Source organism: Celeribacter naphthalenivorans (genome assembly GCF_020524585.1).
Lineage (GTDB): Bacteria > Pseudomonadota > Alphaproteobacteria > Rhodobacterales > Rhodobacteraceae > Celeribacter > Celeribacter naphthalenivorans.
On record NZ_JAIVLK010000007.1, the window covers coordinates 257,711 to 279,887 of the forward strand.

At 59.7% G+C, this 22,177-nt stretch carries 20 protein-coding genes; 10 read left to right on the forward strand and 10 right to left on the reverse strand.

Features of this window, described 5'->3' with window-relative positions; all coding sequences use genetic code 11:
- Positions 1–55: 55 nt before the first annotated feature.
- The 3 genes from LC094_RS16350 to LC094_RS16360 all read right to left on the reverse strand — a co-directional run bounded on the left by LC094_RS16350 (position 56) and on the right by LC094_RS16360 (position 4,352).
- Entirely contained in the window at positions 56–1,453 is a 1,398-nt protein-coding gene (locus LC094_RS16350; protein WP_226553865.1) for an MmgE/PrpD family protein, read from the reverse strand.
- 112 nt (positions 1,454–1,565) lie between these two features.
- Positions 1,566–2,804, reverse strand: coding sequence for an ABC transporter permease (locus LC094_RS16355; protein WP_226553866.1), 1,239 nt, complete (start codon positions 2,802–2,804; stop codon positions 1,566–1,568).
- A gap of 18 nt (positions 2,805–2,822) precedes the next feature.
- Entirely contained in the window at positions 2,823–4,352 is a 1,530-nt protein-coding gene (locus tag LC094_RS16360) for a sugar ABC transporter ATP-binding protein (protein ID WP_226553867.1), read from the reverse strand.
- A gap of 799 nt (positions 4,353–5,151) precedes the next feature.
- On the opposite strand from LC094_RS16360, the gene LC094_RS16365 reads away from it, so the two are divergent.
- The 3 genes from LC094_RS16365 (at position 5,152) to LC094_RS16375 (ending at position 7,907) form a co-directional block, all read left to right on the forward strand.
- Positions 5,152–6,120, forward strand: coding sequence for a sugar ABC transporter substrate-binding protein (locus LC094_RS16365; RefSeq protein WP_226553868.1), 969 nt, complete (start codon positions 5,152–5,154; stop codon positions 6,118–6,120).
- Positions 6,121–6,267: 147 nt separating this feature from the next.
- Positions 6,268–7,011, forward strand: coding sequence for an SDR family oxidoreductase (locus tag LC094_RS16370; protein ID WP_226553869.1), 744 nt, complete (start codon positions 6,268–6,270; stop codon positions 7,009–7,011).
- A gap of 47 nt (positions 7,012–7,058) precedes the next feature.
- Positions 7,059–7,907, forward strand: a complete 849-nt coding sequence (locus LC094_RS16375; RefSeq protein ID WP_226553870.1) for an SMP-30/gluconolactonase/LRE family protein — start codon at positions 7,059–7,061, stop codon at positions 7,905–7,907.
- 77 nt (positions 7,908–7,984) lie between these two features.
- On the opposite strand, the gene LC094_RS16380 is transcribed toward LC094_RS16375, so the two are convergent.
- The 3 genes from LC094_RS16380 to LC094_RS16390 form a co-directional block, all read right to left on the reverse strand.
- A complete protein-coding gene (locus LC094_RS16380; protein WP_226553871.1) occupies positions 7,985–9,463 on the reverse strand; it encodes an NAD-dependent succinate-semialdehyde dehydrogenase in 1,479 nt (492 codons plus the stop codon).
- 62 nt (positions 9,464–9,525) lie between these two features.
- Positions 9,526–11,148, reverse strand: coding sequence for a GMC family oxidoreductase (locus LC094_RS16385; RefSeq protein WP_226553872.1), 1,623 nt, complete (start codon positions 11,146–11,148; stop codon positions 9,526–9,528).
- 15 nt (positions 11,149–11,163) lie between these two features.
- Positions 11,164–11,448, reverse strand: coding sequence for a hypothetical protein (locus LC094_RS16390; protein ID WP_226553873.1), 285 nt, complete (start codon positions 11,446–11,448; stop codon positions 11,164–11,166).
- Between the two features lie 144 nt (positions 11,449–11,592).
- On the opposite strand from LC094_RS16390, the gene LC094_RS16395 reads away from it, so the two are divergent.
- From LC094_RS16395 to LC094_RS16420, 6 genes are all read left to right on the forward strand, one after another.
- A complete protein-coding gene (locus LC094_RS16395; RefSeq protein ID WP_226553874.1) occupies positions 11,593–12,372 on the forward strand; it encodes a glucose 1-dehydrogenase in 780 nt (259 codons plus the stop codon).
- Positions 12,373–12,526: 154 nt separating this feature from the next.
- Positions 12,527–13,300: an SDR family NAD(P)-dependent oxidoreductase gene (locus tag LC094_RS16400; RefSeq protein ID WP_226553875.1), complete on the forward strand. Its 774-nt coding sequence runs from the start codon at positions 12,527–12,529 to the stop codon at positions 13,298–13,300.
- 11 nt (positions 13,301–13,311) lie between these two features.
- On the forward strand, positions 13,312–13,905 hold the full coding sequence (locus LC094_RS16405) for a VOC family protein (RefSeq protein ID WP_226553876.1): 594 nt from the start codon (positions 13,312–13,314) through the stop codon (positions 13,903–13,905).
- A gap of 51 nt (positions 13,906–13,956) precedes the next feature.
- On the forward strand, positions 13,957–14,340 hold the full coding sequence (locus LC094_RS16410) for an acyl-CoA thioesterase (protein ID WP_226553877.1): 384 nt from the start codon (positions 13,957–13,959) through the stop codon (positions 14,338–14,340).
- Positions 14,341–14,515: 175 nt separating this feature from the next.
- The gene (locus LC094_RS16415) at positions 14,516–15,469 is read left to right on the forward strand and encodes an alpha/beta hydrolase (RefSeq protein WP_226553878.1); all 954 of its coding nucleotides are present in this window, start codon (positions 14,516–14,518) and stop codon (positions 15,467–15,469) included.
- A gap of 57 nt (positions 15,470–15,526) precedes the next feature.
- Positions 15,527–16,474 carry an AraC family transcriptional regulator gene (locus LC094_RS16420; protein ID WP_226553879.1) on the forward strand — a complete coding sequence of 316 codons (948 nt, stop codon included), beginning with the start codon at positions 15,527–15,529 and terminating at the stop codon, positions 16,472–16,474.
- Between the two features lie 87 nt (positions 16,475–16,561).
- On the opposite strand, the gene LC094_RS16425 is transcribed toward LC094_RS16420, so the two are convergent.
- From LC094_RS16425 to LC094_RS16440, 4 genes are read right to left on the reverse strand one after another with little or no spacing between them, the layout of a single operon-like run.
- Positions 16,562–17,419 (reverse strand): MaoC/PaaZ C-terminal domain-containing protein, encoded by an 858-nt coding sequence (locus LC094_RS16425; protein WP_226553880.1) that lies wholly within the window; start codon positions 17,417–17,419, stop codon positions 16,562–16,564.
- Positions 17,419–18,669, reverse strand: a complete 1,251-nt coding sequence (locus tag LC094_RS16430) for a thiolase family protein (RefSeq protein WP_226553881.1) — start codon at positions 18,667–18,669, stop codon at positions 17,419–17,421. The genes LC094_RS16425 and LC094_RS16430 overlap by 1 nt, the downstream gene beginning before the upstream one ends.
- A 12-nt stretch (positions 18,670–18,681) precedes the next feature.
- A complete protein-coding gene (fabG, locus tag LC094_RS16435; protein ID WP_226553882.1) occupies positions 18,682–19,428 on the reverse strand; it encodes a 3-oxoacyl-ACP reductase FabG in 747 nt (248 codons plus the stop codon).
- A gap of 37 nt (positions 19,429–19,465) precedes the next feature.
- Complete coding sequence (locus LC094_RS16440; RefSeq protein WP_226553883.1) at positions 19,466–21,556, reverse strand: acetate--CoA ligase family protein; 2,091 nt, start codon at positions 21,554–21,556, stop codon at positions 19,466–19,468.
- Positions 21,557–21,782: 226 nt separating this feature from the next.
- Between LC094_RS16440 and LC094_RS16445 the strand changes: the two genes are divergently transcribed.
- Positions 21,783–22,175: a carboxymuconolactone decarboxylase family protein gene (locus LC094_RS16445; RefSeq protein ID WP_226553884.1), complete on the forward strand. Its 393-nt coding sequence runs from the start codon at positions 21,783–21,785 to the stop codon at positions 22,173–22,175.
- Positions 22,176–22,177: the final 2 nt, after the last annotated feature.

The window sequence follows — 22,177 nt, forward strand, 5'->3', positions numbered from 1 at the left end:
AAAAAAACTCACCCTCGCCAGAGGATGAGCTTTTCGCTTTTTATATTGGCGGCGCTCAGGTGAGCAAACGCGTGATCTCCGTGCCGTCGTCCAAGCTCTCCAGCGCCTGAGACAGGGCGATCACCCGCTCAATCGCCTCAGCCGCAACAGGTTTCGCGGCGAATTGCGCACAATCGCGGAACTTCTCGATCAGCTCCGGCCAGCCCATCGGGTTGGCGCGCGTGCCCGGCGTTTGACCGGCGCTCGTGCCGACGACGGTTTTGCCGGATTTCAGATCGATCTCGATCTTTGCCTCCGGCATCTCGCCGGTCCAGTCAAAGGCGCTGTCATCGACGGGCAGAACGCGCTGCGCCATGTCGAGCGTCTTGGGATCGCGCAGCCCTTCTTCGGTGAAATGCTCCACCTTGACCGCACCATGGGCCGCCGCCACAGCCAAACAGAACGGCATGCTGAAGCGCGCGTCCATCGCCATCTGCGGCGCGCGACGTTCGTCCAGCGGCTTTGACATACGTTGTTGAAAATCACCCACAAAGGCACGCAGCTCGACAATATCTTCGGCCGCGATGTTGTGCTCGCGCAGGAGCTCCAGCGTGGCGTAAATATAGGTGTTGGCGATGCCGCAAACCGGATAGGGTTTGTACTGCATCTCGCCGCCTTTGAACTCTTTGCCAAGCCCGGCCAGCGCGCGCTCGCGGCTATAATCGCCGTTGAAATAGACGTTCATGATGCCCGCCTGCCCCTCGAAGACACGCTGCAACCCGGTCACGCCCTTTTGCGCCAGCGTCGCGGAAAGCACGGCATTTTTCGCCAGAAAGCCCGCGTAGAACTCGCCCAGATCGCTGCCTGTGCCAAAGCGAATTTCCAAAGTGCCACACGAGCTAAGCGCCGCGATCCCCAAGGCATTGGCCGTCTGCTTGGCGTCCAAGCCCAAGACGTAGGACACGCCCGCCGTCGCCGAGAAAATGCCCAGCACCGTCGTCGTCAGCCAATCGAGACGCTGCGCATTGAGCGACCGGCGCAAGCGCAGGAAAATGTCCTGTCCAATCGCGACAGCCGTGATGATGCGCTTGCCGCTGACACCGCCTTTGTGTTCGGCTGCGGCGAAGACGGCCGGGATCAGGGAGCTGCTGGCATGGTTGCCGTCCGGCGCCACATCGTCGAAATCGAGGCAATGCGCCATCGAGCCATTCGCGAACGCGGCCATCAGCGGCGGAAGCCGATCCCCGTAGCCCAGAACGCTACAAGTCGGCTCACCGCCGTTTTCGCGCGCCATCTCCATCACGCCGGAGATCGCGGGCACCGTGCCGCCTGCGGCCAGAATACAGCCCAAGAGATCAAAGATGCTCTTCTTGGCCCGATCCACCGCGTCGGGCGTCAGATCGTCATAGGTACAGGCCGCGATATAGGCTGCAAATTCATGTGAAAGGTCAGGCGAAAGATCGGGGGATGTCATGTCTCAAGTCCAGTTTCTCTGTGCAGCGTTCATCTTATATGGCGCGCCAGATGAGAGTTAGGGTCAAAAAAACGGGGGCCGTGAGGGGCCCCCGCTCGAAATTTTTCACAAATCAGCTTTTGCGTCCGCTACGCCCGCCGACCGTGTAGATCGCTGCGGCGGCCACCACCACGACGCCTTCGATCAGGCCCTGATAGTTGGCGCCAAGGTTCAGGATGTTGAAGCCATTGGTCAAAGAGTAGAGCAACAGCGCCCCGCCCAAGGTCTTGATCACGCTGCCTGCGCCACCGAAGAGCGACGTGCCCCCGAGGATGGCTGCGGCAATCACGGTCAACTCATAGCCCTGAAGGCCGGTCGGGTTCATCGAGCGCAGGCGCGAGGCAAAGAGGATGCCTGCAAACCCGGCGGTGGCGCTACAAAAGACAAAAGCGGCCAGTTTGTAGAAGGTCACATTGATGCCCGACAAACGTGCGGCTTCGGGGTTGCCACCCACCGCATAGATCCGGCGACCGACCGTGGTGAAGCGCAGCACGAACCAGACGAGCAGGGTAAACGCCGCGAGATAGATCACCGGCATTTTCAGCGGCACTTCGAAGCCTGCCGACCATGTGAAGGCCAAAAGAGCCGCCCCGCCCAGCATCATGCCGAGATTGACAGGCTCAAGACGTTTCGCACGGGTATAATGCACCGCACTGCAGATCAGCAAAGCCACAGCGATCACCGCAAGCACAATGCCAGCATCCACGCGCTGCGATTCAAACGCGCGCAGGGCAGCGCTCATCTCGGGCGACTGAATGGTCAGGGAGGCGCCATCGGTGTAGATCAACACGAGACCGCGAATGGCCGTCAACGTGCCGAGCGTCACGATAAACGCATTGATGCCCACGAATTGCACGATACTGCCATTGATCAGCCCGGCGACGATGGCGGCCCCCATGGCCAGACAGCCGGCAGGAATGAGGCCCATCGAATTGGCCGACCCGACAAAGACGGCGGCCGAAAAGGCCGCAACGGAGGCGACGGACAGGTCGAAGTTTCCGGTGATCAAAACCACCGTCATGGCGATGGCCATAAAGGAGGTCAAAGAGGCCTGATACATCACGTTCGTGACGTTCAGGACGCTGAGGTAATTCGACCGCCCCATATAGGCGGTGGCGAAAGACAGCACGATCACCAGCAATAGAAGCGCATAGAACACGCCCATTTCACGCAGCCCAAAGGCCGCACGCCAGTCCGGCTTTCTTTCAAGTTTCTCGGCACTTACGCCCTGCCCAGATGCGTCAGACGTGCCGATCGACGGATCGGCGGCTGTGTTCGAAGTCGATGCCATCTTAATATCTCGCTCGTTCATGTTAATGGTCCTTTTCGGTCAGGCGGTCTCAGACATTTCGGTCTGTCCACCGGCCAAAAGAATGAGTTCATGTTCGGATGTGTCCGCGACGGGTTTTTCCGCGATGCACCGAGCATCTCGCATCACGAGAATCCGGTCGCTCACGGCGAGCAATTCCTCGAATTCGGAGGACACGATGATGACGCCCTTGCCGGTCGAGGCCAGTTTGCGCACGAGGATCAGGATGTCGGTCTTTGCCCCGATATCGATCCCCGCCGTCGGTTCATCCAGCAACAACACGTCGATGTGGCTGTAGAGCCATTTCGCGATGGTCACCTTTTGCGCGTTGCCGCCAGACAGCTCAGACACCAAAGCATCCGGTCCCGGCGCCTTGATCCCCAACCGCTGGATGGCATCGGCGCCACGTTCCCGCTCGCGTCGCATGACCGGCATGAACCCTCCGCGCGACACGCCTTCGAGTGCCGGAAGCGTCGTGTTGCGCCAAATCTCGAAGTCGGGCACGAGGCCTTGTTGCATCCGATCCTCAGGCACCAGACCGACACCCGCCTTCACGGCGGCCATCGTGCTGCGTTTGAGAGGCTTGCCGTTCAGCAAAACCTCGCCCCGCGCATGTTGGTCGGCGCCAAAAATCGCATGCAGCAATTCGCTGCGCCCGGAGCCGAGAAGCCCCGCGATCCCGATCACTTCGCCTGCCCGCAGGTTCAGGGAAATCGGCGCGAGCTTGCCCGGAGAGGACAGCTCTTTCAGCTCCAAAATCACGGGAGCATCGTCGAAATCTGCGAGTTGGCGATCGCTGGCCGCATTCTCCATTGCGGCGATCTGACGCCCGACAATGGCCTCGGCGATCTTCGTTTCATCGAGGTCTTTGGTCTCCGCCCGCATCACCGCGCGCCCGTCGCGCAGCACGGTGACCTCGTCGGTGAGAGCGATGATTTCATCGAGAAAATGAGAGACGAAAAGAATCGCCTTGTTCTCATTTTTCGAAAGCAGCCGGATCGTGCGATAGACCAATTCACGCTCTTCAAGCGCCAGAGAGGCTGTGGGCTCATCCATGACGATCATGTCTGCGCCAGAGCCAAGTGCCTGAAAAATCGCAACCATTTGACGCGCGCCGATGGACAGATCGCCCACAAGCTTGTCGGGATCGAGCCAGTAGCCCACTCGGGTGCAGAGCGCATCGAATTGCGCACGCATCGCTTTGGTCGTGCGCCAGGTCTGTTGCGAACTGAGGAAGATATTTTCCAAGACAGACAGGCTCGGCACCAACGGAATATGTTGGTGGATGGTCGCGACGCCCATGTCATTGGCTTCTTTCGGGCTCGACCATGAAGCGGGTGCGCCTTTCCACTGGATCGTCCCGGCCGTGGCAGGAAATGCACCGGAGAGAATTTTGATCAATGTGGATTTGCCCGCCCCGTTGGCGCCGAGCAGGCCATGCACGCGGCCCCGATAAATTTCGAGATCAACGCTTTTGAGCGCAATGACGCTCCGGCCAAAGGTTTTTGCGATCCCGTCGAGCTTCATCAATGGCTGTTCTGCGGTCATCATGAGATCCTCCGCAGGCCGAAATGGCGTTGTCGCAGCTCAGGTGACAGGCGGACGACTCGTTCAGAAGCCGAGCCACAGCCGATCCTGCCGAAGAATTTGCCTTCGGTCATAATTTCCTCCCATGTCGTGGCGAATCCCGCAACCGAATGGTGCTGATTTCAGACATCAGCGGCCAACGGCCCCTCCGGAACTGCCTCTCCCTATTTTTGATTTATCCCGAAATATGAGATTATGTCAACACAAAGACAATCTCCCTGCCTTTTGTCAATAACGATCAAAGCGCGCCTGATGCCGTGATTGGCCGGAGACGGCGCGCCCGTTTGCTGAACCGTCTCGCGGAGCTTTGGCCCTGCTGTTTCCGAAAATGAGACCGGCACGGCACCCCAAAGAAAAACATCTTTTTTATTGAGAAAAAGGGATAAAACCCAAACCAGAAGGCGAATAAGGGCTACAAACATGAGCGCAAATATTGCGCAGCCCCCCCAAAATGACCGGCGATCAAGATGCAGGCGCGCTGTCGGAGAACAGCGAACCAAGACCTTCCGGCGATATGCTAGCCGTTGCGACCGCCGTCGGGCAATTCAAAAATTTATTGACACTATCCCGCATTGTAGGATTATCGTTACACCAGCGGAGGCATCTGCCCTGCGCGTCACCCGTTTGCGGGTGTCATCTTCGTCAGGCGGCCCAGGGAGAGGCAAGCCGCCACCACGCGAAGTCCAAGGAGGATCCCCGGCAAGGCGGTAGCCGGCATGAAGCCGTCATAGCTCGAGACACCGAGCACTTAGGGAGGAAAGACATGAAAACCGTCAAAACCGTCAAGCATACGCTTGCGCTGTCGACCGCGCTTGCCTCAGTCGCAGGACTGGCGCACGCTGAGGACGTCACAATCGCGCTGATTGTGACCAACTTCCAGAACGTCGCCGAGGTCAGCATGGCCGAAGGCTTCAAGACCAAAGGCGAGGAACTCGGCGCCACGGTTCTCACGATGGATGCGAAAGGCAGCATCGAACGTCAGGCAAATGCCATTCAAGATGTGCTGTCGCAGGGTGTCGATGGTCTCGCCATTGAACCGCTCGACAGTGCCGTGGCACAAACCTGGGTGGATCAGGGTGTCGATATGGGCATTCCGATTGCCGCCATGGCCGTCCAGGTTGGTGATCCGAGCAATCCCTGGAACGAAGTCTATCCCGGCCTCTCGGCGCAAGTCGGGCGTGATGACTATGTGACCGCGATCGATCTCGCGACCTATTCTGCGGGCATTGTCGACACGAGCAAAACGGTCAAAATCGGCCTCATCGAAGGTATGCCGGGCTACTCCACGGTGATCAACCTGACCAATGGTTTCAAAAAAGGTCTGGAAGACGCAGGTGTCGACTATGAGATCGTGATGTCGCAGCCGACGGACTGGACCCAGACCAAAGGTCAGGAAGTCTGTCAAAACGCGCTGATCGCCAACCCTGACATCGACCTCTTTTTCACCCATGCTCAGACTATGGCAGTCGGCTGTGCTGACGCCGCTGAAGACTCCGGTTCGGACGTCAAAATCGTCAGCGCCGCGGGCGCCCTCGCGGCAGGTCAAGACTATGTGCGCGATGGCCGCATTTCAGCCGCCGCTTGTGAACCGTGGCGCGAAATTGGCGCCGCCACCGCCGAAGCACTTTATGAAGCTGCCACCAACCCCGACGCCGAGACCGGCAAGCTTGTGACCATGAGGCTTCCGATCTACACGGCCGAGAACGTCGATAGCTGCGTTCCGCAGTGGTAAGCGACCTTTGAACTGCTGCGGCCGCGGGGCCGCAGCACCTTTCTTTATCGCCGACCCGTCGCGATGAGCGGCACCGCCCTCGTTTCGGACCGGGGCGTCGGCTTCCTTTGAAAAACACATCTCACGATCAAGAAAGACAGTATTCTCATGGCACTTCTTTCCGGCAAAAAAGCCCTTATCACCGGTGCGCTCGGCTCTCTTGGCCAGGGCATGGTCAAACGTTTCGTCGAAGAGGGCGCCACCGTTGTCGCGCTCGATCTTCCCAATGCAGAAAACGCCGAGGCCAAACTCGCCGAGCTCGGCAATGGCATCCGTTATTTTGGCTGCGACCTCAACGATCTGGAGGGCACCGAAAAAGCCGTCTCCGCACTGGCAGACGAGGTCGGCGGTTTCGACATTTTGATCAACAACGCGGCGCATATCACCAATCAGCCCCACGAGGGCTATAGCGTTGAAGAATACGAGAAAGAGGTGCGCGTGAATTCCTCTGCGCCCTTCGTGCTCACCCGCGCGTGCAGCAAGCATATGAAAGAGAAGAAGGCCGGCAAGATCATCTGCATGACCTCCTTGACGCTCAATGGGCGCTGGAGCGGATATGTCCCCTATGCGGCGTCGAAAGGTGCTATGTTCGGCCTGATGAAAACCTTTGCCCGCGAGCTTGGGGAATACGGCATCAACGTGAATGCCATTTCCCCCGGCGCGGTGATTTCCGACGCCGAATGGAGGTTCTTCGGCGACAAGCGTGAAGAGTATCACCAGTGGATTCTGGAAAATCAGTGCCTGAAGACCCGCATCATGCCGGAAGACATTGCCAATCTGGCCGTCTTCCTGGCTTCGCCGATGTCCGATCTGATTTCGGGCCAAAATATCGCTTGTGACGGTGGGTGGTAAACCCGCCGCACGCACACTGAAAAACATGTGATCTCAGGGAGGAAAACATGCAAGAACACGCCCCACAACCTGTGGCCGATGGCTTTCGGTTTCTCGAAGCGCCCAAGTGGCGCGACGGGAAACTCTGGGTCTCGGATGTCTTCGGAGAAACAATCTACGCCGTGACAGAGGACGGCGGCATTGCCCACCGCCATAAGTTGGACGACCGCCCCGCAGGGCTTGGTTTTCTGGAAGACGGCTCGTTGATTGCGGTCTCCATGGTGGATCGCAAGCTTCTCCAGATCAAGGATGGCGACGTCTCGCATTATTCCGATCTGTCGAACCACGCGACCGGCCCACTGAATGACTTTGCCGTCGATGATCAGGACCGCATCTACCTCGGCAATTTCGGCTATGACGCCTGGGCCGGCGCAGAGGCCGTCCCCGCGCATCTGCACCGGATCGATCCCGACGGCACGATCGTCGAGATTGCCGATCAGATGGAGTTTCCGAATGGATCTGTGATCATCAACGACGGCAAGACTTTGATCGTGAACGAGACCTGGGTCGGACGCATCACGGCATTTGATCTTTCTGCCGATGGCACGTTGAGCAACCGCCGGGTGTTCGCGGACATGGGCGAGCGTCAGCCCGACGGGCTCTGTGCCGATGCGGAGGGCGCGATCTGGATCGCCTCCTACAACACCGGCGAGGTGCTGCGCGTGCTGGACGGTGGCGAGATCACGGATCGGATCGCCTTCGACGGCGCGGCGATTTCCTGCACCCTCGGGGGCAAAGACGGACGCACTCTGTTCATGACGACCTATCTGGGCACGGACGAGGAAATCGGCGAAGGCAAAGAAAAAAGCGCCATCTTTTCGGTGCGCGTGGCCGTCCCGGGTCTCGAGTACGCCTAAGCGCTCCCCCTATCCGCTCCAAAAGAAAAAGGCCGGATCGTTTTGATCCGGCCTTTTTTGTTGTGGCGCCAACTGGCTTAGAGCGTGCCCGTGTATTGCAGCACCGTTTTCTGAACCATGTAGGCGTCGAGCGAGGTCGGTCCACCTTCGCGCCCGATACCACTGTCTTTGACGCCGCCAAAAGGTGTGTCGGAATCCGGCGTGTCGAAATGGTTGATCGACAAGGCCCCGACATCGAGATTGCGTTTCAGATGCTCAGCTTCCGCGAGATCATTGGTAAAGGCATAGCCGACAAGACCGACATCGACGCTATTGGCGATCTTGAGCGCCGCATCGAGATCGGGCACGGAAACCGCCGCTGCGATCGGATTGAACGGCTCAAGGCGCATGGCATCGGCATCGAGCGGCAAATCCGACAAAAGCGTCGGCTCGAAGAAATAGCCCCGATTGCCGATCCGTTGACCGCCGCTGGCGATACGACCGCCGCGTTTGTCGGCATCCGCCACCATGGCGCGCGCCGCATCGAACCGCCGGTCATTGGCCACCGGTCCCATTTGCACGGCCGGATCGAACCCGTCGCCGACCTTCACCGCATCAAGCGTCTTGGCGAATGCATCGACGAAGGGCGCGTAGACTTTCTCATCGACGATAAACCGCGACACGGAGGCACAGATTTGACCGGAGCCCCGCGTTTTAGCTTCGGCGGCGAGCACGCCCACACGTTCGGCATCGACGCTTTGCGTGACGATCACCGGCGCGTGCCCGCCAAGCTCCATCAACACCGGCTTCATTGCCCGCGCCGCCAGTTCCGTCAGATGTTTGCCCACCCCGGTCGACCCCGTGAGCGTCACAAGGCGCGAAATCGGAGAGGCGATCAACGTCGCTGAAATCTCCGCCGGATCGCCGAATACGAGGTTCAAAACCCCCGGCGGAAGCCCGGCCTCCTCGAAACATTTGGTCAGCTCGACCGCCGTTCCGGGGGTTTCCTCGGCCGCTTTCACAATGATCGAACAGCCTGCCGCGAGCGCCGCAGAGGTCTTGCGCGCATAGGAGCTCATCGGCACATTCCACGGCGTGAAGGCCACGACCGGACCGATCGGGTGACGTTCGATCTGACGCTGGAAATCGGGGATCGCGGGCATGACCCAGCCATAGCTGCGCAACGCCTGCCCGGCCTCCCAATCGTAGTAGCGGCAGCTGCGCAGGATCTCGCCCTCGGCAGAGGCCAGCGTTTTGCCGTGCTCAAGCGTGAGCACCTTGGCCATTTCAGGTGCACGTTCGCGCATCAGGGCGACGGCTTTCTGAATGATCGCCACACGGTCCAAGGGCGCCGTGTTGCGCCAGATGCGAAACCCTTCCTGCGACGATGTCAGCGCCTTTTGCAAATCTTCCTGCGTCGCTTTCGGCACAGGCGCGATCTCATTTTCAGTGCTGGGATTGCGAACATGGGACCAGGTCTCACGATCATAAATCCATTCCCCATCGATATAGAGTCCGATCCGGGGGTAGTGCGTTTTTTCAAAGGCTTCCGACGGACGGGATGTGATCTCACGCATGGTATTTCCTTTCACTTGCGGCCAACTTGCGACGCGGACCGCATCAATTTCTTAGGTCGGCTTCACGCCGAAACTGGACGACGGGGCAGCGCATCCTCTGCGATCATATCGCCGCCCTTCACCCCGATCATGATCGAGGGCGCATTGGTGTTGCCGGAGGTCAGGTGCGGCATGACAGAGGCATCGACCACGCGCAGGCGCTCCAGCCCGCGCACCCTGAGACGCTCGTCCACCACGGCCATCTCATCGCGCCCCATCTTACAGGTGCCGCCCTGATGGTGGGCCGAGTTGCCGGTCTCTTCCATGAAGTTATAGATGTCGTCGTCGGTTTTGACATGCGGCCCGGGCAGCTCTTCGGAGACGACGCGCGACTTGATCGCCGGTGCGTTCATGATCTCGCGAATTTGCTTGATGCCGCTGATCATCGCGCCGATGTCATAGGGATCGGTCAGGAAATGCGGCGCGCAGACCGCCTTGTCCGACGCTTTGCCCGACCGCAAGGTCACCGTGCCGGTGGTCTGCGGGCGCAGCTGATAGACCGAGACGCCCATGCCCGGCTCCGGCTCAACGCGGGCTTCGCCATCAGGTTGGAAATCAAAGGTCATCGGGCGGAAACTGATCTGGAGATCGGCATAGTCTTCGTCGGGGCTACTTTTGACGAAAGCCGCCACCTGCGACGAGCCAAGCGCCAGATAGCCCTTGCGCGTCATCAGATATTTGAAGCCTTCCCAATATTTCCGAAGCCCTGCGAGGCTTGCGTTATAGGAGCTGTCCGGCGTCGAGCGCCAGCTGGTGTGGATGTAGAAATGATCCTGAAGGTTCTGACCGACACCCGGCGCCTCATGCACCATGGCGATCCCGTGCGGCGTGATTTCGTCAGGTCGCCCCACCCCGGACAGCATCAAAAGTTGCGGCGTGTTAATCGCCCCGCCGGACAGGATCACCTCACGCGCGGCCATGACTTTCTCGGGCTTACCATCGCGCAAAATCTCGACGCCGACGGCGGTTTTGCCCTCGAACAAGACACGCTGCACATGCGCGCCGGTGCGAATGGTCAGGTTCGCGCGGGAGCGGATCGGTTTGATGAAAGCCTTATAGGCCGAGAACCTCTGCCCGTTCTTGATCGTGTGCTGCATGAACCCGACACCATCATGCATCGCGCCGTTCATGTCTTCGGTCACCGGATGGCCAAGACTATGCGCCGCATCGATGAAATCGTAGCTCGATTGCACTTTCACGACCGGATCGGAGACCCAGAGCGGACCGCCCTGCCCGCGCCACTCGTCGCTGCGGCGTTCGAAATGTTCCATCTTTTTGAAATAGGGCAGCACATCGTCAAAGCCCCATCCCGGATTGCCGAGATCGCGCCAGCTGTCAAAATCCTTTTGGTGACCGCGGATAAAGATCATGCCGTTGATCGAACTGGACCCGCCCATGAGTTTGCCCCGCGGCCAATACATCCCGCGTCCGCGCAATTTCTCCATCGGCTCGGTTTTATAGTTCCAATTCAACAGATCGTTGAAATAGAGCTTTGCCATGCCGGCGGGCGTGTTGACCCAGAACCGGTCCGAATGCGGGCCGGCTTCGAGCAACAGCACCTTGGTGTCCGGAGCTTCAGACAAACGCCGCGCGACCGGACTTCCGCTCGATCCCGCGCCGACGATGATATAGTCATAGGTTTCCATAGTGTCGTGTCGCTTTCATTCACACCCGAATGGATCACCGCACAGGTTCAATCCCTGCGGCGGCCACATTGGCCTCATGTCTTCGGAGGACCCTGCGCCTCGAACGCGTGTGCCCCCTCCCTGTGCGCCATGGTCTCTTCCGTGACGACCGAAACGGCCAATCCCTCCTCGAAAGACTCCTGTTGCACCTGAGCGTATATCATCAAATAATCCCACAATATGCAATATAACAAAATTTTTTTGCGCGAAATCCACGCGAAAGACTGATTTAAATCCTAAAATAGAAATGAAATATTTCATTCTTGAATCTTTCCCGAATAATGGGATAAAAGAAAATATCAGAGTCGCAAAGCGCGATGTCTCACCTTGAGGAGGGTGAGCCTCGTCCCCTGTGCAACCAGGGTCTGTCGACTTTTAGACATTCAGATTCCAGGGAGGAACGACATGAACACTGGCCAAAATTACGACTTCAGCGGCAAGACGGTCTTTATCACCGGCGGCGGCAGCGGCATCGGTCGCGCAACCACGCTCGAATTCGCAAAGGCTGGTGGCAAGATCGCCGTCGTTGACATCAACGAAGACGCCGCGAAAGAAACCGTCAAAATGGTGAAAGACGCAGGCGGTGAAGCGATTGCCATCAAATGCAACGTCACCGACAGCGCCGACGTCAAAGCGGCAATCGACGCCACCGTCGCGGCCTTTGGTTCTCTCGATTGCGCGTTCAACAACGCCGGGATCGAACAACCCGTTCAGCCGCTGACCGACGTGGCCGAAGATCTGTTCGACCGTCTGTTCGACATCAACGTCAAAGGCGTCTACCTCTGCATGAAACACCAGATTCCGGTGATGGAAAAGCAAGGCGGCGGCGTGATCGTCAACACCTCCTCCACCGCAGGCGTCCTGTCGATCCGCAACCAGGGCTCCTATTGCGCCTCGAAATACGCGGTTGTGGCGCTGTCCAAATCGACCGCGCTCGAGGTGATCGAAAACAACGTCCGCATCAACGCGCTCTGCCCCGGCGTGACGGACACGCCGATGATCGAACGCGTCTCTGGCGGCACGGCCGAAGGCACCGCGCGCCTTGTGGCACAAGAGCCCGTCGGCCGCTACGCCCGCCCCGAGGAAATGGCACGCGCCTGCATGTGGCTTTGCTCCGATGACAGCGCCTTTGTGGTGGGCGCGGCGATCAATTTCGACGGCGGCCAAAGCGCCGGCATCGGCTAACAGTCTCCTCCCCGAGGGCGAGGGGTGGCCGCGGTCATCCCTCGCCCCGATAAGGCTTGCATGACCCACGTGGAGATGCATCCTTGACCGATCCATACCCCTCTCGGGCAAACTTGCTCCGACGGGCGCATTCAAATGTCGGGATTTCCACTCTATGTCCGCTTTCGATTTCTCTTCCGCTCTGGTCCCCGTCACCGGGGGCGCCTCCGGCATCGGTTTTGCCATCTGCAAACACCTGCGCGCCGCCGGGGCGACGCCGCTTTTGCTCGACTATAACGCGCCGCAACTTGAGGCCGCGCTCGCCGAGCTTTACCCGGCGGAGAGTGCCGCGAAATATGGCTATCTTCTGGATGTCAGCAGTGCAGAGACCGTGAGCGGGATTTTCGATGCGATCCGGGACACCCACGGGCCGGTCACCCATGCGGTCGCCAATGCGGGCATCGTCTGGCGCGGGAATGTCATGGATATGACCGACGAAGAATGGCGGCGTGTCATCGATGTGAACGTCAACGGCGCCTTCTATACCTGCCGTGCCGCCGCGCGTCATATGAAAGAGAACGGGGGCGGCTCGATCCTGACCATGGCCTCGATCGGCGGATTGCAGACCAAAGCCGAACGCGCCGCCTATACCAGTTCAAAGGCGGCTCTGGTCCAGATGACACGGGCTTTTGCGGTCGATCTCGCGGAGGACAACATCCGTGTGAACTGTATCGCGCCGGGATTGATCAACACACCGATCCAAGAGGCGCAAGCCGCCAAGATGGGCCCCGAATTCATCGCCAAACTCACCCAGCGCGTCGCGATGAAACGCTATGGCAGCACCGATGAGATCGCCAATGTCGCGCTGTTCCTGCTGTCCGATCTCGCGAGCTACATGACCGGCGAGACCGTTGTCGTCGATGGCGGCATGTCCATTCACTACGGCTGACGGAGATCTTCATGACACCGACCGCGCCCGCCGCCCTCACCGACATCTTGGGACCAGCGATGCAGCTGTCCTATGTGGTCGCCGATCTCGACGCGGCGCTGCGGTTCTGGACAGAACAGCTTGGCGTCGGGCCTTTCGTGGTCATCGAACGTGCCACGGATGATCGGATCATTTCCTATGCCGGAGGCAAATCGCGGGTCGAGATGTCTCTGGCCTTCGCCTATGTGGGCGAGGTGCAGATCGAGCTGATCGCCGCCACATCGAACGACCCGACACCCTGGACAGATTTCCTCGATGCCGGGCGGGAGGGGCTGCATCATCTGGGCTTCTGGCCGGACGACTATGAGGCCTCCTGCGCGAAACTCGCCACCATGGGGTTTGACCGTGCCTGTCAGATCGAAACCACCGACGGCGAGATCAGTTCGACCTATTTCGAGGGGCCGTCACATTTCGGCGCGATGGTCGAACTGGCCCCGAACTCCCCCGGGCGCGTCGCCTATTTCGCCGGAATCAAATCGCTCAGTGAAAATTGGGACGGCATGCGCCCGATCCGCCGCTTTGCGACCCGCGCCGAGTATCTGGCCTCTGACGACTGTCCCGCGTGAGGGCCGGCGAGAGGTCCAAGACCGCAATTTATGAGAAAGCCAAGGACCAAGATGCCTAAGCAACCGCAACACAAACCCGTCATTCGCACCATCGCCATGCCCGCAGACACCAACCCCGCCGGAGACATCTTTGGCGGCTGGCTGATGGGGCAAATGGATTTGGCGGCGGGGAATACCGCCGCGCGGGTGGCGCGAGGGCGAGCGGCGACCATTGCGGTCGATGGCATGAGTTTTCTGAAGCCCGTGAAAGTCGGCGACGAGGTGTCGATCTATGCGACGCTGCAATCGACGGGCCGCACCTCGATGAAGATTTTTGTCGAGGCCTGGCGCCGGGATCGCTACGAATTCGAGACGGAACAGGTCACCCATGCGACCTTCACTTTCGTGGCCATCGATGAGCACAGACGCCCACGCCCGCTGGACCTCGCGAGCTAAAACAGCCGCCGTTGCAAGCAGCCAACTTGGCGCAAACTTATCAAAAAACGCTCCCCTCCGGAGAATCAGGCAAGGATTACGAGAGATCGTTCTACCGATTGCGGGCAAAAGCGCCCTATCTCATGATCAACGCCGACGCGACTGTCGGCCTTTGTACTGATTGGAAGGATACAAGATGGAACTGACGCAAGACTGGGACAAGACGTTTCCGAAAAGCGACAAGGTGGACCACAAGAAGGTCACCTTCACCAACCGCTACGGCATCACGCTGGCCGCTGACGTTTACACGCCCAAAGGCGATGGCCCGTTTGCCGCGATTGCTGTGAGCGGCCCGTTTGGCGCCGTGAAAGAACAGTCCTCCGGCCTCTACGCCCAGACCATGGCCGAGCGTGGCTTTCTGACTCTGGCCTTTGACGCCTCTTACACCGGTGAAAGCGGTGGCGAGCCGCGCAATGTCGCCTCCCCCGACATCAACACCGAAGACTTCAGCGCCGCTGTCGATTTTCTCGGTATCCAAGACAATGTGGATCGTGAAAAGATCGGCGTCCTCGGCATCTGCGGCTTTGGCGGCATGGCGCTGAACGCGGCAGCGGTCGACAAGCGCATCAAGGCGGTCGTCGCCAGCACGATGTACGACATGAGCCACGTCATGTCCAAAGGCTACTTCGACAGCACCACGCCCGAGCAACGCGCCGAAGCACTGGAGCAGCTGAGCCTGCAGCGTTGGGAAGATGCCAAGAACGGCACCCCGGCCTATGGCCCGATCTCGCTTGAGCTTCAGGGCGGCGAACCGGATTTCGTGGTGCAATATGCGGCCTATTACAAAGACACGAACCGCGGTTTCCACCCCCGTGCGATCAACTCGAATGCATCTTGGACGGTGACCAACCCGCTGTCCTTCATGAACATGCCGCTGCTGACCTACATCGACGAAATCTCGCCGCGCCCGATGCTTTTGGTGCATGGTGAAAACGCGCACTCGCGCTATTTCAGCGAAAACGCCTATAAGGCAGCGGCAGAGCCGAAAGAGCTCGTGATCGTGCCGGATGCAACCCATACCGATCTCTACGATCAGATGGACAAGATCCCGTTCGACAAAATCATCGGCTTCTTCTCCGAAAATCTCTGATAAGATCATCGAAGCCACCCCTGCGGGTGGCTTCGTCTTTGCCCTGGAGGATCGCCCATGTCTGACTCCAAGATGTCTGATTCCACGATGCCTGAACGCACAACCGAGACCACTGTGGCCCCGCTTGGCGACATCGCGCACCGGATCGATCGCTGGACGACCGGGGCAGAGGATGTCGCCTCCGCCATCCCCGATCTCGGATTTTTCCGACGCACGCGCCCGACCCAGCCCGACACCTGTCTGGTGGAGCCCGCGCTTCTTGTGGTCGCGCAGGGCGCAAAACAGATGTTCGTGGGCGGTGCACCGCATCGCTATGATCCGTCGCGCTTTCTGATCACCTCACTGGACATTCCCGGCCAGACCCAGATTCTGGAAGCCAGCCCAGAGGCGCCCTGTCTGGGCCTCATGCTCAAACTCGACCTGCGACTTTTGGGCGAATTGGTGGCGCAAAATATGATCTCTCCGCCACACGACTGGAAAGACCGCAGCAGCATTGCAACGGGGACATTGACGCCGGAGCTGTTGCAGCCGCTTGACCGGCTCGTGGCGCTTTTGGATGAGCCAGCCGCCATCCCGGTGCTCTCGCCGCTGATCCTCAAGGAAATTCACTACCGCCTGTTGATGAGCGATCAAGGCGCCCGGCTTTGGTCTTTCGTGGCCTCAGGAAGCCCCAACCACCGCATTCTGGCGCTGCTCAACTGGATGAAACAGAATTACGCCGAACCGTTGCGGGTGAACGATCTGGCGGAACGTGCCCAAATGAGCGGTTCGAGTTTTCACCAACATTTTCGCGATCTGACCACAATGAGCCCGTTGCAATATCAGAAATGGCTCCGGCTCAACGAGGCGCGGCAAATGATGTTGAACGACCGCCTCGATGCGGCGAGCGTGTCCTATCAGGTCGGCTATGAAAGCCCGTCGCAGTTCAGCCGCGAATATGCACGCCTCTTTGGCAACCCGCCAAAGCGCGACATCGACCAGCTCCGCGCGCATGTTGCGCAGTGACAACCGCGCATTTGGTGCGCCATGTGACATGAGAAAAGGCGCCCGGATCCCCGGACGCCTTTTTCGCATCTAAACCGCGTTTGAGCCTTACGACACACGCACCAGACCATTGTCCAACACGACAAGATCGCGCTCGACACAGATCGCCCGGAAGGCGCCATTCTGCCACATCTCGACCCGCACGGTTTCGCCCGGGTAGATCGGCGCGGAAAACCGCATTTCAATGGACTGCATGCGCGAGGGATCGTCACCGGCCAGCGTTTTCATCAACGCCTGGGTTACGATCCCCGCGACACACATGCCGTGGAGGATCGGTCGGGGAAACCCCGATTTGCGCGCCATCTCCGGATCGGCGTGGAGAGCGAACAAGTCGCCATTGAGCCGGTAATAGAGCGCCTGATCCGCCGTTGTCGGCACATCCAGAACCATGTCGGGTGCGGTCTCGGGCACAGCTTGCGGCTTGTCCAATGGCCCCGGATCGCCACCAAAACCGCCCTGCCCGCGCAGCACATGCACCTGGGTCAGCGTGGCATAGAGATCGCCGGTCTCGGCATCGACGATGCGGCGTTCCGAGACGGCCATGCCGTGTTTGCCTTCGCCGCGATCCACCAGACGCACCATGCGCGTCTTGCCGATGACCTCGCCTTCGGGCGGCAAGGGTTTGTGCCATTCAACGGCTTGCGTGCCATGCAAAATCCGCGTCGGGTCCACCGTCGTGTCCGGGCGCACCATCCAGAAACCGGGATAGCCCAGCACCAGAGCCATCGCGGGCAAAACCTTTTGCTCCGCGCCCTTGTTCGGGTCGACAAAGGCCAGACGGGTCGTGTCGAGCGGGTCTTGCCCCATGCCCACGGACAGCGCGTAAAACGCACTGTCCTTCGCGGTGTAGCTTTGCCGGACGTCCTCGACCTCATAGGCCATCAGGTGATCGCGATCGATGCCCATCAGCCCTTCTCCGGCGCCTCGAAGAGCGAGACCACACAGGCCGCCTCTTCATAGCCGTAAAACCCGCCACCGTTCTCGGTCAAACCGATACGCGCGCCTTCGACCTGACGTTCGCCGGCCTCACCGCGCAGCTGCTGCACGATTTCGTTGACCTGAATCGCGCCGGTCGCGCCGATCGGGTGACCTTTTGACAACAGCCCGCCGGAGACGTTGATCGGACGTTTGCCGCCAAGCTTGCTGTCGCCGCTTTCGGCCAGTTTGCCGCCTTCGCCGTAGGGCGCGAAACCACAATGTTCGGCCTGCATGATCTCGGCGAACGCGGTGGCGTCATGCATCTCGGCGATGTTCACGTCATCCGGTCCAAGCCCCGCCATCTCATAGGCGCGTTCCGCAGCCGTGCGGGTCAGGTGTTTCTCGAATTCCTCGGGCTTGCGCGACGAGCCGCTCGACACGGAGACCGCACGGATTTTCACCGCGCGTTTGCGGTCGAATTTCGCCAACACCTTGTCCGACACGATCACCAAAGCCGCCGCCCCGTCGCTCATCGGCGCGCACATGGCGCGCGTCATCGGATAGGACACAAGCCGGTCGGCGAGCACCTCTTCGACGGTCAGCGGGAAACGATATTGCGCCTTCGGGTTGAATTGCGAATGCCAGTGGTTTTTGGACGCCACGGCCGCGATCTGTTCCTCCGTGGTGCCAAAGGTCTTCATGTGGAACCGCGCCATGGCGGAATAGATGTCCATGAAAACAGAGCGTTGGCCCGTGTCCGCCAAGGCTTTTTCCGGCAGTTCAAGCCCATCCCCAAGCGCCAGAAGACTGTCCAACTGGCTGTCAAAGGTCTCAAGATCGGTCGAGCCGCGGAAGGCCTCGAACATCTGTGCGGCCTTGTCCTTGAAGTTCATCTTTTCCGCGCCAACCACCAGCGCCACGTCATAGACGCCGGATTTCACCGCCATCCAGGCCTGGGCCAGGCCAGAGCTGGACGAGGCGCAGGCATTGTCGGTGTTGAAAATCGGAATGTCTTCAAAGCCGTAGGGCCGCAGAACGGTTTGGCCGCGAATGTTGTGCTGACCTTCCAGCACCCCCAAACGCGTGTTGCAGAACCACGCGGCCTCGATGGCGTCTTTCTCGACACCCGCGTCGGCAAGCGCCTCGGTGATCGCCGCGGCGGACAGGTCGCGCACGCTTTGGTCCCAGTGTTTGCCCAGAGGCGTCATGCCGATCCCGGCGATATATGCGTCTGTCATGATCAATCCTCCTCAGTAGCGGCCGCCGGTGACATGCAAGACGTCGCCGCTGATGTAGCCTGCGCGCTCGGACGCCAGGAAAACGATGGCATCCGCCACGTCCTCGGCATCGCCCACGCGCGGGATCGGTGTGGTTTTCTCGGCGTTTTCGCGGATCGACTCCCAATGCGGCAGGGATTTCACCATCTCCGTGCCGATGATCCCCGGCGCCACCGCGTTGACAGTGATGAAATTCCGCCCTGCTTCCAAAGACATGGCGCGGGTAAAGCCGATGATCCCGGCTTTTGCGGCGGAGTAATTCGCCTGTCCCCGATTGCCCAAATGCGCCCGCGACGAGATGTTGATCACCCGGCCCCATTTGTTGTCGGTCATGTGCGGGATCACCGCACGGGTGCAGTTGAACGCGCCTTTCAGGATCACATCGAGCACGATGTCCCAATCCGCTTCGGTCATTTTGGTGATCCGCATGTCGCGGGTCAGACCGGCGTTGTTGACAAGAATGTCGACGGTGCCAAAGGTCGCGACGGCCTTTTCCACCATCGCATTGACCTCATCCTCATTGACGACATTGGCAGTGACGGCAATCGCATTGCCGCCCGCATCGCGCAGCGCCTGAGCCTGGGCCTCGGCGGCCTCGCCATTGATGTCCGAGACCACCACATTGGCGCCCTCTTTGACAAAACGTGCCACCGTCGCGGCCCCGATGCCGTTGCCGGCGCCCGTCACGATTGCCGTTTTTCCGGCCAGATCAAGTTCCATATCGCGTCTCCTCTTTCGCGACAGCTCTCCCGAGCCGTTAGTCCTGGTTCAAAAGCACGAGACCATCGACGGCGATGACCCCTTGGCCTTCGGGTTTCACGAAAAGCGGATTGATCTCCGCATCCGCGATCCCGTCGATGGCGGCAAGTTGGGACATCGACACGACGGCCTGCGCCAGCGCTTCGGTGTCCCCTTTCGGCAAGCCGCGATAGCCACGGATCACCGCGAGGCCCTTGACCTCTTCGACCATGGCGCGCGCCTCTTCGAGCGAGGTCGGCGCAAGGCGGATGGCCGCGTCCTTATAGACCTCGGCCAGAATGCCGCCGACGCCCAGAACCACAATGGGCCCGACCTCCGCGTCATGCCGGAAGCCAAGGATCACCTCGGCCAGGCTGCCTTTTTCCATCTGCTGCACGAGAATGCCGTCGATGGCAGCTTCCGGGTGTTTCGCCGTCACACTGTCGAGAATCTTCGACGCCGCCTGCGACAGCTCGAGACCGTCCTTGACGCCAAGCACCACACCGCCCGCGTCGGTTTTATGAGGCACATCGGCGGAGAGGATTTTCGCCACCACAGGGAAGTCCAGATCGACCCCTTCAGAGGCGGATTGGATCACGGTCGCAGGTGCGGTTTTGATGCCGATCCCTGCAAAAATAGAGGCGGCTTCCAGCTCGTTCGGCTTGCGTCCGTTCAGCCCGGAGATCGTCGCCTCAACAGCTGCGACCGCGTCCGTCGCAGGCTTCGGCGCCTCGACCGGAAGCTTCCACTTGGCCCAGGCATTGACCGCATCGGCACAGGTTTCCGGCGTGCGGAACCCGGCGATTTTTGCATCGGCCAGTTGTTTGAGGCCCTCTTCGGCATGGGGGGCGATGAAGACCGCAAGCGGCTTGCCGTGTTTCTCCGCCTTGACCAGAGAGCCGACGGTGATCTCGGGCTGAAACTGCGCCGAGCTGCCCGCGATGGCCACCAACATATCGCAGTGGTCCGACGCCAAAAGCGCGCTGGCCACGGCACTATAGACTTCGGCTTTCGTCCCCGCGAGCGTCAGGTCGGTGAGCTTTCCGTGCGGAATATCGATGCCCTGTTGAGCAAGCGTCTCGATCACCTCTTGGCTCGGAGCAACCACGTTGACGCCAAGGCCGCCGAGACGGTCAACGACAGTCGCCGCCCCGCCGCCCGTGGTGGTCATCACCGCAACACGATGCTGTTCGGGCGGGCGTTGGTTGGCCAGCATGGTCGGCAATTCGAAGAGAGTTTCGAGGCAATCGACCCGCAGGATGCCGTGATCGCGGAAGAAAGCATTCGCCACCTCATCGCCCCCGGCCATCGCGCCGGTGTGCGACGCCGCAAGGTCGCGGCCCAGATCGGAGCGCCCGAGTTTATAGGCGATGATCGGCTTGCCGACCTCAATCGCGCGCCGCGCCGCACGGGCAAGACGGTCGGACATGCGGAAGGTTTCAAGGAACAACAGGATCGCACCGGTGTCCGGGTCATCCACCAGCCATTCGGCGATTTCACCGACCGAGAGATCACTTTCGTTGCCGATGGACACGATCTTGGAAAAGCCCACACCACGGCCCAGACCGCGCGACATCAGACCGCCGGTCATACTGCCGGATTGCGAGATGATCGCGAGCGGACCGGGCTTGATGTCGAGCTTTTCGACGGCTGCGTTGATCGACAAGGCACAGGACGGTGTCGAGGTGTAAATGCCGCTACAGTTCGGTCCCAAAAGACGCACGCCGCCTTTGCGGGCCTCTTCCAACATCTCCTCCTGGATGCGGCGCCCCTCCTCACCGGTTTCGGCAAAGCCATCGGTAAAGATCGTCGCCACGGGCACTTTCTTTTCGGCGCATTGGCGGATGGCCTCCGGCACGGCATCGCGCGGCACCATGATAAAGGCGTGATCGACCTCGCCCGGCACCTCGGTGATGGCCGGATAGGCCTTGTCGCCGCCGACTTCGTCGCGGTTCGGGTTGATCGGCACAATGCGGCCTTCATACCCGTGTTTGCGCAGCGTCCGCTGCGGTCGCGACGTGTGTTTCTTTTGGTCGCCGGATGCACCGATCAGGGCGATGGTTTTCGGGGAAAACAACGCCTCGAACTGGCGCTTACTCTCATTGTCCAAGATGACCTCCTCTTCAGTCCGGACACTTTCGACTCGCTGGCCGACGGCATCTCAAATCCTGTTGTTTTTGGTATATGTCATAGTTTGAGATTTTATACAATAATTTGAGAAAAGTTTTTATGCGAGATTTTCTTTTGTAATTCGAAAAATAATGATGATCTCACACGTGATGATGAACTATAAAATCAAGAGTCCCACTTTGTGGCATTACATAAGGATTTGAGAAATGACCTCGCCAAACCCCGAACGCACGAAAGAAGTTCTGGAGCGCGTAGAGCGTGAACGCGGCATGGCGCGCGGCTGGACCCGCATGCTTGCGGAACGCGATCCCGACATGCTCGAACGCCTTCACGACACCGTCATGCATCCGTTATTCAAACGCGACAGCCTGCCGTTGAAATTCAAATTCACGCTGATGATCTGCCTCAACGCCTATCAATTCCACGAGTTCGGCGTGCGCGCCCAGACCCGTGCGGCGCTCAAACATGGCGCGACAGAAGAAGAAATTCTCGAAGCGTTGGAAATCGTCGCGCTGTCGAACCTGCACGGTATGTCGACCGCGCTGCCTGCCGTCATCGAAGAATTTGAGGCCTTTAAAGCCGCCCAAGCTGAGAGTTAAAA